Consider the following 13,476-nt stretch of genomic DNA (forward strand, 5'->3'; position numbering starts at 1 on the left):
CGCCGAACGAGGGCCCGAGAGGCGGCCCCCCTTTACTGTGGCACATCCATCGTCGCGCGGATCGACATCGCCGTGTTGGTGAGCGTCGACGGGTGGACCATAAAGCCAATCAATCCTCCACACCCTTTCCTATCAGTGGATGCCGCAAACGCTCTATGCCAGAGACAATGCCTGAAGCGTGCAGGAAGCCAAAGCCGCGCACGTCGAAAGAGTGAACACGCGGCTGTATGCTGTACAGTCAGGTGGTGTTAGGCTGAATAACAGCGGACTCAGCTCCCTCGTTGCTTCGGCAAGAATGGAATGTGGAGGAATGGCAACTTGACTCGTTTTCTCTGGGCTTCGTACGGCATGTACTTGTTAGGTGGCATGAGTAGTGTCCTTCTCGGAGCCATCATGCCAAACTTGCTGGCCCATTATCACACAGCTTATACGGCTGGAGGCATGCTCGCTCTTCTCGGCTCAATCGGATTTATTGTAGGTGTCCCTCTTACGGCAAGTTGCATGAAGCGGTTTCATTATCGACTGATTCTATCCGGGGCAGCGCTTGTTGTAGCGATCGGACAAATCGGTTTTTTCTGTTTACCCCCATTCTTCTTTTTAGGGGTCTTTGTCATTCTGAATGGAATTGGCGCTTCGTCGTTAGAGACGGCTGTTGCGTCTTATATCATGGAACGGTTTCCAGGTCGACGAGCGATATTGATGAGTCGATTGGAAGTGGCGTTTGGGCTTGGGGCACTGTCTCTCCCTGCTCTCGCCAGTCTTTTGATTGCTACTCACGCGTGGCGGGTTACGTCCATATGCATCGCTATCATCGCTTTCGTGCTATGCCTCGTGTGGCAATCTGTTTCGTACGCGTGGCAAGTGCAGGATTCTTCAACAACGGCCAGTGGGGAAAGGGATGCGCCAACGGCCGCCCCGCCCAGATTTAGAGGTCGCCCTTCCAAGTACGGCGTGCTTGCACTCTTTCTTTTGATCATCCTCATCTACGTTGGCGTTGAGGGCAGCATCAACAGCTTCCTGCCAAGCTTATTGATTCTTTACATAAAGAGTCAACCATACCTCGCCTCCCTAAGTTCCACGATATTTTGGGGAGCTATGGTGGTCGGTCGGCTGGCCATCGGATGGATAGCCCGGCGCATTCGCTATGAGCTTTACTTGTTCGCGAGTGTCATGATGGGAAGCGTGTTTTTTCTTGCGCTCATGGCCTCGCACACGCTTTGGCTCGCTTATCTTGCCATCTGTGGCGTCGGCTTGTCCCTGTCGGCTGTATATTCGATCACGATGGTTTACGCAAATCACACTTTTACAGGGATGGAACGCACCGTTACCAGTGCTGTCACGGCTTTCGCAGGAGTGGGTGGGGCTTTATGTCCGGCCTTCATTGGTTATGCAATGGACCACTTGCTGCCGCAGCAGGTTCTGCGGATGGTGCTCGGGCTCATGATAGTCCTTCTTCTGCTATTGTCCGCGATTTACATAAGCCTACATATCGTCAGACGACGCGATGTGGCACGGGATACCGCCATTTGAACAAGGTGAACGCCGTGGGTATCAACCAGTCCGACGAAATGGGAAAGGGAAAATCGTTCTCTACCTGTTTTCGGGCATTTCTTTGCCGTAGAATGAATATAACAATTCAGAACTGTATTTCACTATGCAGAACCACAGTCTTCCCCAGCGTGGGAAACTTGGAGGCGATCCCATCGTGCCGCTTCAGTCGAAGCCACAACCTGCGGATACGGCGGAACATTTGGCAAACGTGATCGGCCTTCATCACGTGCGCGTCGTACCTGCCTGCACGCTGCATCTGCACGAATCCTCACGAGATGTTTGTTTGGTGGAGCCATTGAACGAAGAGGAAGTGGTGGCCGTTCTCGCCTTTGCGCGTGATTGCGGCCTGAGTGTGCTTCCTTATGGTGCCGGGCGCTTGCTCGCATACGGCCCTCAGGCAGAGGCGCCTGATATTTGGCTGTCCCTGCGGCGCATGAATCATGTGGTCAACTTGTCTCAGGGAGATCTCATCGTCTCTGTAGAACCCGGGCTCACGATGGCGGAATTGGCATCGGCTCTGGCCGCGGCGGGCCTCATGCTTCCTTACGATCCGCCCGCACCTGCGGATGCGGCGCTTGGCGGCTTGTTGAGTGCAGGCCTGAGCGGACCGCGGCGTGCACTGTACGGGTCTTTGCGCGACATGGCCATATCCCTGCGCGTCGCATTGCTCGATGGTCGCGTCATCCGCACGGGCGCCAAGGTCGTCAAGAACGTCGCTGGCTATGACATGACGAAACTATTCATCGGTGCCTGGGGGACGCTTGGCGTAATCACGGAAATCACCTTGAAGTTGCGGCCCTTGCCCATGCATCGGGAAACGGTGCTGGTCGGCGGGTCACTTCATGCGCTCGGTCAGCTTCGGGAGCGCATCGTGCAGTCGGCGTTGCAGCCGAGTCGTTTGGAAGCTGTCTGGCAAAGCACGCCAGATCAGACGCGGAACTGGGTACTGGCCGTTGACTGTGATGAACATGAGCGCGCCGCGAAGGCGCAGACGCAGATTCTCGAATCGATGGCGCGCGATCTCGGATTGACGGTGGAGACGTTGGAACAGCATGCAGCCGATACCTGGTGGTCGGAACAGCGCGAATCGCTTTGTGCAGGCACGGTTTGTATCCGCTTACAAGGGCAGCCGACGAAGCTCTTTGCGTCTATGGAGCAAGTGATGGAAACGGTCGCTCTACTCGCCGAGAATCCACATGAAATCAGTACAACCATCGGAGGCGTGACGGGTGTTGCCCGAATTGCCTTCGATCCCGCACGTGCATCGCTTACAGATTCGTCCCGTTGGGAACAACTGCGGGACGTCATCAGCGCATCTGCCCTTGAGATGGTTGTGGAGCGCGCGCCCATTGCGATTCGCGCACAAAGCGCTGCGTCCCCATTGGCACCTGGGGCAGCCGCTGTCATGAAGCGGTTAAAGCAGACGTTCGACCCGGAGCATCTCTTATCTCCAGGTCGTTTTCTGGGAGGGATGTGAGATGGTGAAGGATTCGTCATCGATGGCACCACGTCTATCCGATTTTTGTTACCCGGACGCGCCTGAGGAAGACAAGTATTCGGTCTGTGTGCACTGCGGATTCTGTCTCGAAGTCTGTCCCACCTATCAGGCTTGGGGCGACGAAAATCACTCTCCGCGCGGCCGCGTATTTCTGATCAAGTCTTGTGCCGAAGGGGAGTTGCCGCTGGATGAAAGCGTGATCGATCCGGTCTTTACATGTCTGGACTGTCGCGCTTGCGAGACGGTCTGCCCGTCTGGAGTGCAGGTGGGAGCTCTTGTCGAAGAAGCGCGGGGGCAAGTTTTCCACGCGCGCCGCGAGCATGGCGAAAGCGATCCCTTGATGCGGCTCTTTTTGCGCGGTATCTTCCCGCGGCCGGGCCGCTTAAAGACCATTCGCCGGCTCATGCGTTTCTACCAGAAATCCGGCTTGCGTTCGCTCGCGCGATCGACCGGGGTGATGCGCGTGCTGCCGCCGCAAGTGCGCGAGATGGAAGACGTCATTCCGGAGATTGGCCGCGGTCCCGCTATGGACGTGCTGCCGCCCGTGATTGCGCCCAAGGGTGAACGCAAGGCGACGGCTGCGCTGTTTACAGGCTGCGTCATGGACGTCTTTTTCTCCGACGTGAATGAGGCCACAGCGCGCGTCATGGTTCGCAACGGCGTGGAGGTGCACGTACCACGCGAGCAAATTTGCTGCGGCGCGCTGCAGGTGCACGCGGGGGATCGCGACATGGCCCGTGAGATGGCGAAGAAAAACATCGAAGTGTTTGAGCGAGCGGGTGCGGATTATATCGCCATCAATGCGGCTGGCTGTGGCGCGGCGCTTAAAGAATACCCGGAGCTGTTTCATGACGATCCCGCTTGGCACGAGCGGGCGGTCAAGTTTTCCGCCAGGGTGCGCGACATCACGCAACTGCTTGTCGAAGTTGGTTTTGATCCGCCTAAAGCCGAACTCCCCATGTCCATCACCTACCACGACGCATGTCACTTGTGTCACGCGCAGAAGATCCGCCGTGAACCCAGATCCCTTCTCACGTCCGTTCCAGGTGTCGACCTTCGCGAGATGCCAGATTCGGATCGGTGCTGTGGGAGTGCTGGAATTTACAACCTTACACATCCAGACATGGCCGGCGAGCTGCTCGAGCGCAAGATGGACGACGTTCCTCCGGGGGTCGAGGCCATTGTCATGGGCAACCCGGGCTGCATGATGCAGATTCGCCTTGGCGTGAAAAAGCGCAACCAACAACTCCGCGTCATGCACACCGTCGAAGTGCTCGATCTCGCCTATCAAAGGGAGGAGACGCCATGAGAGACACGCATATTGACGCGCTCGTGGAGATTGTAGGCGAGCGCCGCTGTCTGTGGCAGCCAAATCAGGTTCGGGCATACGCATGCGACGGGTATACGGCGGAGTCTGGACTGCCCCGCGCGGTTGTGTTTCCCGAATCGACGGATGAGGTAGCGCAGATCTGTCGCTATCTGTATGAGCACGAGATTCCATATCTGCCACGCGGCGCAGGCACGGGGCTGTCTGGGGGAGCGACGCCGACGGGGGGACAGGTGGTCATCAACCTCGCACGTATGAATCGGTTGCTCGCCGTCGATTTTGCGAACCTGCGCGCGATTGTCCAGCCTGGGTTGGTCAACCTCACGCTGACGCGGCGGATCGCTCACGAAGATTGCTATTACGCGCCAGATCCGTCGAGTCAGTCCGTGTGTACGATTGGCGGCAATTTTGCGGAAAACGCCGGCGGCAGTCACTGTCTCAAATACGGGGTTACGACGAATCATATCGTCGCGGCGAAGGTCGTGTTGCCAGATGGCAGTGTGATCGACGTGGGGGCGCCGTTTGGCGACGCGCCAGGCTACGACTTGTTGGGGCTGCTCGTGGGTTCCGAAGGGACACTTGGCATTGCAACGGAAATCACCGTGCGCATTTTGAAGAAGCCGCAGGCACTGCGCACGGCGCTCGCTTATTTCGATCGCGTCGCAGATGCGTCCGACACCGTGACGGACATCATTGTGGCTGGTATCATTCCTGCAGCCATCGAGATGATGGATCAGCTGGCGATGCAGGCAGTCGATAAAAGCAACTACCACGTCGGTTACCCAAACGACATCGAGGCTGTTTTGCTAATCGAAGTCGACGGTTTGACTGCTGGGGTCGACGACGTGATGGCGCGCGTCGTGGAATTATGCCGCAAACACCATGTCCGCGAGGTGCGGGTTGCACAGTCAGATGCGGAGCGCGCGCTGTGGTGGTCCAGTCGCAAGATGGCGTTTGGCGCCATGGGGCGCTTGTCTCCGGATTACATCGTGCAAGACGGCGTCATCCCGCGCACGCGCCTGACCGAGGTTTTACAGAAGATTGAAGGCATCAGCCAACGATATGGCCTGCGGATCGCAAACGTGTTTCATGCGGGCGATGGCAACTTGCATCCGCTTGTGCTCTACGACAGCCGCGTGCCAGGCGAGGCCGAGCGCGCGGTGCAGGCCGGATCTGAGGTGTTGCGCGCTTGTGTCGACGCAGGTGGGAGCATCACGGGCGAGCACGGCGTGGGGATTGAGAAGATTGGCGAGATGGCCTACATGTTTTCCGAGGATGAACTTCAAGTACAGCGCGCCGTAAAAGCCTGCTTTGACGGCAAAGGCATCGTCAACGCGGGAAAGTTGATACCGTTGCCAGGACGCTGTGTCGAAGTCAAACACGCTCGCGAAATCATTGAGGACCATTGGCAGATCCTCAATTCGTTTCCGGATCAAGCAGAGGTGCAGGTGCGCACTGCGCGGGCAGAGAAGACTGCCGCAAAGCCAACGACGAGTGTACAAGGATGAGGTGAACCGATTGGAGGACTATACGGTCAAATCGGTCGACAAAGCGCTTCTGTTGCTCGAGATGGTGAGTGAGCATCCCGATGGGATCGCGATCACAGAGCTGGCGCAGGAGGTAGGCATGTACAAGAGCACGGTGCACCGGCTATTAGGCACCATGATGCGCCGTGGCTACATCGAGCAGGATCCCGTGACTGGGCGCTATAAGTTGGGCTATACCGTGCTCGATCTCGGCATGAAGCTGTTGTCCTCCATCGACATGCGCCGCGAGGCGATGCCGGCGCTGCAAGAGTTGGCCCTTGCGACGAATGAAGTCGTGCACTTGGCCCTGTTGGATCGAGGCTCGGTCGTGTATATCGAAAAAGTAGAGAGCCCAAACACCGTTCGCATGCACTCTCGCGTCGGCACGCGCGTGCCTGTGCATGCGACTGGGCTTGGCAAGGCCATTTTGGCCTTTTTGCCCAAACGCGAGGTGCAGGATATCGTCCGCCGCTATGGATTGCCGCGGCTCACAGCGCATACCGTCACAGATGTCAATCAGTTCTGGGCGTCGCTTGACGAGACGCGCTCGACCGGTTTCGCGTTTGACATCGAGGAGCATCAGGAGGGCGTGTGTTGCGTCGCGGCTCCTATTTTCGCCCACGACGGTTGCGCGGTTGCGGCCGTAAGCGTGTCGGGACCGGGCTTGCGGATGACGCGCGATCGGATGATGGAACTTGTCCCTTTGGTAAAGCGCGCAGGGCAGCGGATTTCGGAACGGCTCGGCTACAAGAGTGCATACATCGTCCCTTAAAGCTCACAATCGAAGCGGCAGAACAAAAAGAACCCCGCCACGCAGGCGGGGTTTCATATGGGGATGGATCATGAGTCCAGAAACGCAATCTGTGGATGGGATGGATTACGCAAGGTGCGCGTAGCCGGGCAGTGTCAGGAAGTCAGCAAAGTCCTCCGCAGTGGAAGTCTCGTCGAGCAACTGTGTGGCGAGCGGGAACTTGCTGTTGGCGTACGCTTGTTCGCCAAGTTCAGCCTGTAATTGCGCCAACTCTTCGTCGAGAACTTGGCGGAAGAGTTCGGGTGTCACCTTGCGGCCATCGTCCAGTATGCCTTTTGGGTGGTGGATCCACTGCCAGATTTGCGCGCGCGAAATTTCGGCAGTCGCCGCGTCCTCCATCAGGTTGAAGATGGGGACTGCACCTGATCCGCGCAACCACGCTTCGATATAACGGAGTGCAACCGCCACGTTTGTGCGCAGTCCCGCTTCTGTGATGGTGCCCTCCGGCACGGCGACGAGATCGGCCGCGCTGACGTTGACGTCCTCGCGCAGGCGATGCACCTGATTTGGCGTCGGCATGAGGCGATCAAATACCTCCATGGCGATGGGCACGAGCCCCGGGTGCGCCACCCACGTGCCGTCGTGTCCGTCCTGGGCCTCGCGCTCCTTGTCGGCGCGAACCTTGGCGAGTGCCTCTTCGTTGGCCTGCGGATCGTTTTTGATAGGAATCTGTGCGGCCATGCCGCCCATTGCAAACGCCTTGCGCCGATGGCATGTGCGAATGGTAAGGAGGGTGTAGGCGCGCATAAAAGGAACCGTCATCGTGACCTGAGCCCGATCCGGTAGGATAACTTCGGGATGATTGCGGAATTTCTTGATATAGCTAAAGATGTAGTCCCAACGGCCGCAGTTCAGGCCAGCGGCGTGATCGCGCAATTCATATAAAATCTCGTCCATCTCGAATGTCGCGAGGATGGTCTCAATGAGGACTGTGGCTTTGACGCTGCCTTTTTGGATGCCAAGCGCTTCTTGCGCGTAGACGAACACGTCGTTCCAAAGCCGAGCCTCCAGGTGGCTCTCCATTTTCGGAAGGTAGAAGTAGGGACCGGAGCCGCGCGCCAGAAGTTCTTTGGCGTTGTGGTAGAAGTAGAGTCCGAAGTCGACGAGGCCTCCCGTTGCCTCGCGCCCGTCGACGAGAATGTGTTTCTCGGGTAGATGCCAACCGCGTGGGCGCACAATCAGCGTCGCAATCTCGTCGTTCAGCTTGTAGTGCTTGCCTTCAGGGCTTGTGAAGCTGATGGTACGGCGGATCGCATCGCGCATGTTGATTTGGCCTTGCACCACATTTTCCCACGAGGGCGCGCACGCGTCTTCAAAGTCGGCCATAAAGCATTTTGCGCCTGAGTTCAGCGCGTTGATGACCATCTTTCGATCCGAACTCGGCCCGGTGATTTCGACGCGGCGGTCCTGTAAATCTGCCGGGATGGGTCCCACGGTCCACTCGCTGTCACGGATCTCTTTCGTCTCTGGCAAAAAGTCCGGCCATTCACCAGCGAATAACCGCGCTTCGCGCTGTTTGCGCAGCTCGAGTAATTCCTTGCGGCGCGGACCAAAGCGGCGTTCCAATTCGGCGACAAATTGCAGCGCATCCACCGTCAAAATCTCGGCGAACTCGGGTCTGTATTCACCCGTGATCTGCACACCCTGTGGGCAATTGTACGATTCCGTCATCCCGATCTCTCCTCCCTCATATCCCTGGATACGCTTTCATGATAGCACGTTGTTGTGTAATAAGAAATAATGTTCTGAATTACAGAACGCGAACGCACAGAAGGATGAAGAAGTCTTTGGCGTCAAATTTTCGTAACTTCATTCTGGTATACGGAATCTTTTGAGACCTGCCTTAGAAACCGTTTTCATAAGGTGGGTGCCATACTACAATGACGTCAGAAGAGGGGCTTCTTAAGCGATAGGAGGTGAGACGACCGGCCAAGAGGATTCGCGTTTTGGTACTACGATTTGGGCTGTGCCTTTGGTTATGCATACGAATGGGGGGAGTCTGATGGGGAATGGGTTGTTTCACCAACTGTTAACGCCTATCGGCCACTCGACAGGACTGTCATTTCTTGTCGGTGTCATTCCGATTGCTGTCGTGCTTGTTCTCCTTGGCGTGGTGCGTGCACCTGCCTGGATTTCGGCGCTTTCAGGTCTCATCGTCGGTCTCATTGAAGCCATTGCTGGCTGGCAGATGCCGTTCCATCTCGCGATGAGCTCTATCGGTGAGGGCATGGTGTTTGCGGTCTGGCCTGTCATGTGGATCGTCTGGAATGCGATGTGGCTATACAACCTCAGCCAGCGAACGGGCGCATTTGCACAGTTTCGCGACTGGATGTATCGGTACGCAACGGACGACAGGCGTATTCAGCTCCTCATCATTGCGTTCGGTTTTGGCGCGCTGATGGAGGGGATTGCGGGATTTGGCACGCCGGTCGCCATTGCTTCCGCCTTGTTGGTGGGTCTTGGGTTTCCCGTCTTGGAAGCTGTCACGTACGCCCTCATCTTCGATACCGCACCTGTTGCCTTCGGCGCACTGGGTGTGCCTATCGTGACACTCGGCTCTGTGACAAACCTCAATGTAAACGCTTTATCTTCAATGGTCGGTCGCCAGTTGCCCATCTTTGCATTCATACTTCCGTTTTACGTGATTGTCGTCATGGGTGGATGGAAGGCTTTAAAGGGAGCCTGGCCGGTGGCGCTCGTGGGTGGACTCTCATACGCTGTCACTCAGTTTGCAGTTTCCAACTTTCTTGGCCCGGCACTCCCTGACGTACTCGCCGCACTCGTCTCACTGGTGTGTATCGTGCTATTCACGCGCGTGTGGCGGCCAAAGGACACGAATCTCTTCCGCTCGTTTGTGCATTCAGGGGCGTACAACGAGACCGCCGCGACAGTCGAAGGCGGTTCAACAGGCTCGCTGTGGCGGGGCTGGGTACCCTGGCTGACAGTGACGGGCGTCGTCATCGTTTGGACATTCCTGAAAATCGCTGACATCGGTCAAAGAAAGATCAACTGGCCCGGGTTGAATGACCAAGTCTATTTGACCTTGTATCAGAAGCCGTACGATGCTGTGTGGGCATTTCAGCCGTTGGCGACGGGCACGGCTATTCTCGTCGCCGTCATCCTCACCGCGTTGTTTCTACGCGCGGGATGGAAGACGTTCTGGCTCGCCGCCGCCGACACATGGAAACAACTCGTGTTTCCCATTTTGACAGTTATGTTTATCGTCGGGCTCGCGTATTTGTACAACTACTCAGGCATGGCCTATACGCTTGGTGTGGCGGTCGCGGCACTGGGCAGCTGGTTCCCATTCTTCTCCGGATTCCTCGGCTGGATTGCGTGCTTCCTGTCTGGATCCGATACGTCGTCGAACGCCCTCTTTGGCAACTTGCAGGTGGTGGCTGCCAATCGGCTGCACCTTAATCCCGTTTTGATGGCGGCGACCAACTCGTCCGGGGCGGTGATGAGCAAAATGATCTCCCCACAGAATGTGACGACCGGTGTGTCGACGGGCGAACTGCGTGGCAAAGAAGGTCTCGTGATCCGGCGCACATTCTGGCATAGTCTCGTACTAACGGTTCTCCTGGGGATTTTAGTAACTCTACAAGCACACGTGTGGAGCGGCATGATTCCCACACCCTAAAAGGTTGCCTTATTCGATCGCGACGGCACACGAGGAGGTCGAGCATGGAATTTCAGCAGAGTGGTATCAGCCTGATTTATCGCCTCGAGATCGCCAACCAAGGCAACATGTTCGCCAAGTTGGCTAGTCTGGTGGGCAATGCCGGGGGCGACATCGCCGCGGTCGACATGATCCGCGTTACACAGGAGGCTGTGGTGCGCGACGTGACCATCAATGTGGCCAACCGCGAGCATGGCCGTCAGATTGCCGAGTTGTTGGATGCCGAAGAGGGCATCCATGTCGTGGCAGTATCCGATCGCACTTTTCTCGTTCACTTGGGCGGCAAGCTCGAAGTGGCACCCAAGATTCAGGTCAAAAACCGCGACGACTTGTCGCGCGTGTATACGCCGCATGTGGCGAGAGTGTGCGAGGCCATCCACGAAGATCCATCGAAAGCATTTCAGTTGACCATTAAGCGCAACACGGTCGCCGTGGTATCGGACGGCACGGCTGTGCTGGGGTTGGGCGATATTGGTCCATACGCTGCGATGCCGGTTATGGAAGGGAAGGCCATGCTATTCAAGCAGTTTGCAGGTATCGATGCGTTTCCAATCTGTCTGGATACAAAAGACCCTGACGAGATTGTCGAGACCGTGAAGCGCATCGCGCCGGCCTTTGGTGGCATTAATCTGGAAGACATAGCGTCTCCACGCTGCTTTTACATCGAGGAGCGGCTTAAGAAAGAACTGAACATTCCCGTTTTCCACGACGATCAGCATGGCACCGCAGTGGTGATGCTGGCAGGTCTGATGAACGCTGCAAAGCTGGTCGGCAAAGAGTTGAAGAAACTCAAAGTCGTGGTTGTCGGCATTGGCGCGGCGGGTGTTGCATGTACCAAGATGCTGCTCTCGGCCGGCGTGAGGAATATTATCGGCGTGACGCTGGAGGGTATTTTGCATCGTGGCAAAGAGTACGACAACGCGGTCTGGAACTGGTACAAGGAAAACACGAATCCGGAGAACATCACCGGATCGCTCGACGACGCCGTGGTTGGGGCAGACGTGTTCATCGGTGTCTCGGGCCCGGGGGTGCTGACGGTCGAACACCTGCAGAAAATGGCTCCGGATCGGATTGTGTTCGCGATGGCTAATCCCACGCCGGAAATTGAGCCGGACGTGGCAGCCCCATATGTACGCATTCTCGCAACTGGGCGATCCGATTATCCGAATCAGGTCAACAACGTCCTGTGTTTTCCAGGGATTTTTAAAGGGGCATTGACAGCGAGGGCATACACAATTAATGAAGAAATGAAACTCGCGGCGGCACAGGCAATTGCCTCAACCATTCGTGAAAACGAGTTACGCGAGGACTACATCATTCCGTCTGTCTTCAACCAAGCGGTTGTGCAACGGGTTGCGGATGCGGTCGCTGAGGCAGCTCGGCGGACCGACGTGGCCCGGCGCGAAGTGATGCCGAAAAACAATTTCTGACGTGGTGGATGGAAAAGAAGTAGCACGAAATCATGGCAAAGGGGTGTCATCCACCCCTTTTGCTTGCATGTCTTCAAAAGCACCGCTCTCGCCGTGGGTATTGGTAATCGAGAGGATTGGGCACCAGACGTAGCGGTGCGACTTTCGTCACGAGCAGCTCTCACACATCGTCGGTCTCGTCGAGTCGGCGTAAGCACACTTCGACGACCCTTCGAGCAGCCGACGACAATTCTGCCACGTCAAGCAGGTCGCGCACGGCATCGGTCTCAACAAGCCGCCCTTCACAAACGTCGTTGACACGTGCAATTGTCCACTTTGGATGAGATCTTTCCACAAGACAAAAGGATTGACCGGGTTCTACATAGCCTTCCTCTAAAACGCGCAGATACCAACCCGTTCGCCCTGTCGCCTTGACCCTGTCAAGAAGCTCGGGTATACCCCAGTGCGCGGATATCTTCCAGCAGGGGCCGCGCATCTGACTCACTTGAAACGTTGCCGTACCTGCCTGAAACACATCACCGATGCAAACCGTGGTTTCGTCGAGGCCTGCAATGGTGAAGTTCTCACCGAAACCACCATAGGGCAAACGGCGCCCAAGTTCAGCGTGCCATCTTGGATAGTGGCTGGCCGCGTAGCACAACACGGCCTTGTCAGGGCCACCGTGGTTCTTTAAGTCAGCTTGTCCATCGCCATCGATGTTGTGGGCGTGCACGTAGCGCTGTCCTTCGACGGGTTGCTTGCCGAAGGCAGAGTACCATTCGTGGTTCCCTTCTCCGATTCCGCCCGCTCCAGTCTGATAACGCTTTGGCATACCCACTTGCATAGATACAATGCGTGTCTCCATCCTGATTGCACCTCCAACGACATCGCTTTATGAAGCGCAGCCCACTCGTTACCATTCCGCGAGTTCAAGGATGATTGGGCAGTGATCGCTACCCATGACATGCGCATCTATGCGTGCATCGACGATGCGATCCCGCAACCGATTCGACACCAAAAAATAATCGATACGCCAACCAATATTCCGCTCGCGAACCCTTGGCATATTTGACCACCATGTATAAGCATCAGTCCGATCCGGATACAGAGAACGGAACGAGTCCACGAATCCGGATTGCAGCAGTTGCGTCATCTTTGCACGCTCTTCATCTGTAAATCCCGAATTACCACGATTCGATTTCGCGTTTTTGATGTCGATCTCCTCGTGTGCCACGTTTAAATCGCCGCACGCGATCACAGGTTTGGTTGCGTCAAGCGCAAGCAGATAGGCACGAAATCGATCTTCCCAGTCCAACCGATAAGGCAACCGCGACAGATCTCGCTTTGCGTTCGGCGTATAGACCGTAACAAGATAGAACTTGTCGAATTCCAGAGTGATGATGCGCCCCTCCGGTTCTGCGTTTTCCTCAAGGCCGTAACGCACCGAAAGTGGCTGCATCTTTGTAAACACGGCCGTGCCGGAGTAACCTTTTTTAAGCGCGTAATTCCAGTACGTCTGATAATCTTCACCAAGGACCAAGTCAATTTGGCCCGCTTGTAACTTCGTTTCCTGCAGGCAAAACATATCTGCGTCGATCGCGCGGAAATAATCCAGAAAGCCCTTGTTTACACATGCCCGCAACCCATTGACGTTCCAAGACACAAGTTTCAACAA

At 56.4% G+C, this 13,476-nt stretch carries 10 protein-coding genes; 7 read left to right on the top strand and 3 right to left on the bottom strand.

Annotated elements, in window-relative coordinates:
• Nucleotides 1-318: 318 nt before the first annotated feature.
• From QMF38_RS12020 to QMF38_RS12040, 5 genes are all read left to right on the top strand, one after another.
• On the top strand, nt 319-1,530 hold the full coding sequence (locus QMF38_RS12020; protein WP_281759581.1) for an MFS transporter: 1,212 nt from the start codon (nt 319-321) through the stop codon (nt 1,528-1,530).
• 175 nt (nt 1,531-1,705) lie between these two features.
• Nucleotides 1,706-3,028 carry an FAD-binding oxidoreductase gene (locus QMF38_RS12025; RefSeq protein WP_281759582.1) on the top strand — a complete coding sequence of 441 codons (1,323 nt, stop codon included), beginning with the start codon at nt 1,706-1,708 and terminating at the stop codon, nt 3,026-3,028.
• Nucleotide 3,029: 1 nt separating this feature from the next.
• Complete coding sequence (locus tag QMF38_RS12030; RefSeq protein WP_281759583.1) at nt 3,030-4,358, top strand: (Fe-S)-binding protein; 1,329 nt, start codon at nt 3,030-3,032, stop codon at nt 4,356-4,358.
• Complete coding sequence (locus tag QMF38_RS12035; protein WP_281759584.1) at nt 4,355-5,884, top strand: FAD-linked oxidase C-terminal domain-containing protein; 1,530 nt, start codon at nt 4,355-4,357, stop codon at nt 5,882-5,884. The genes QMF38_RS12030 and QMF38_RS12035 overlap by 4 nt, the downstream gene beginning before the upstream one ends.
• A gap of 10 nt (nt 5,885-5,894) precedes the next feature.
• Nucleotides 5,895-6,674 (top strand): IclR family transcriptional regulator, encoded by a 780-nt coding sequence (locus tag QMF38_RS12040; protein WP_281759585.1) that lies wholly within the window; start codon nt 5,895-5,897, stop codon nt 6,672-6,674.
• A gap of 105 nt (nt 6,675-6,779) precedes the next feature.
• Here QMF38_RS12040 and aceB read toward each other — a convergent pair whose 3' ends face one another.
• On the bottom strand, nt 6,780-8,384 hold the full coding sequence (gene aceB, locus QMF38_RS12045) for a malate synthase A (RefSeq protein WP_281759586.1): 1,605 nt from the start codon (nt 8,382-8,384) through the stop codon (nt 6,780-6,782).
• Between the two features lie 331 nt (nt 8,385-8,715).
• Here aceB and QMF38_RS12050 point away from each other — a divergent pair, with 331 nt between their 5' ends.
• On the top strand, nt 8,716-10,353 hold the full coding sequence (locus QMF38_RS12050; protein ID WP_281759587.1) for an L-lactate permease: 1,638 nt from the start codon (nt 8,716-8,718) through the stop codon (nt 10,351-10,353).
• Nucleotides 10,354-10,397: 44 nt separating this feature from the next.
• Nucleotides 10,398-11,822, top strand: a complete 1,425-nt coding sequence (locus QMF38_RS12055; RefSeq protein ID WP_281759588.1) for an NAD-dependent malic enzyme — start codon at nt 10,398-10,400, stop codon at nt 11,820-11,822.
• Nucleotides 11,823-11,982: 160 nt separating this feature from the next.
• On the opposite strand, the gene QMF38_RS12060 is transcribed toward QMF38_RS12055, so the two are convergent.
• Together QMF38_RS12060 and QMF38_RS12065 are read right to left on the bottom strand one after the other, a co-directional pair.
• Entirely contained in the window at nt 11,983-12,666 is a 684-nt protein-coding gene (locus tag QMF38_RS12060; protein ID WP_281759589.1) for an MOSC domain-containing protein, read from the bottom strand.
• A 48-nt stretch (nt 12,667-12,714) separates the two neighbouring features.
• Nucleotides 12,715-13,473, bottom strand: coding sequence for an exodeoxyribonuclease III (locus QMF38_RS12065; protein WP_281759590.1), 759 nt, complete (start codon nt 13,471-13,473; stop codon nt 12,715-12,717).
• Between the last annotated feature and the right edge of the window lie 3 nt (nt 13,474-13,476).

The organism is Alicyclobacillus hesperidum subsp. aegles (assembly GCF_027923525.1).
Lineage (GTDB): Bacteria > Bacillota > Bacilli > Alicyclobacillales > Alicyclobacillaceae > Alicyclobacillus > Alicyclobacillus aegles.

Coding starts and splice junctions, on each gene's coding strand:
- QMF38_RS12030 (WP_281759583.1), top strand. CDS start 3,030: ATGGTGAAGGATTCGTCATCGATGGCACCACGTCTATCCGATTTTTGT.
- QMF38_RS12035 (WP_281759584.1), top strand. CDS start 4,355: ATGAGAGACACGCATATTGACGCGCTCGTGGAGATTGTAGGCGAGCGC.
- aceB (WP_281759586.1), bottom strand. CDS start 8,384: ATGACGGAATCGTACAATTGCCCACAGGGTGTGCAGATCACGGGTGAA.
- QMF38_RS12050 (WP_281759587.1), top strand. CDS start 8,716: ATGGGGAATGGGTTGTTTCACCAACTGTTAACGCCTATCGGCCACTCG.
- QMF38_RS12055 (WP_281759588.1), top strand. CDS start 10,398: ATGGAATTTCAGCAGAGTGGTATCAGCCTGATTTATCGCCTCGAGATC.
- QMF38_RS12060 (WP_281759589.1), bottom strand. CDS start 12,666: ATGGAGACACGCATTGTATCTATGCAAGTGGGTATGCCAAAGCGTTAT.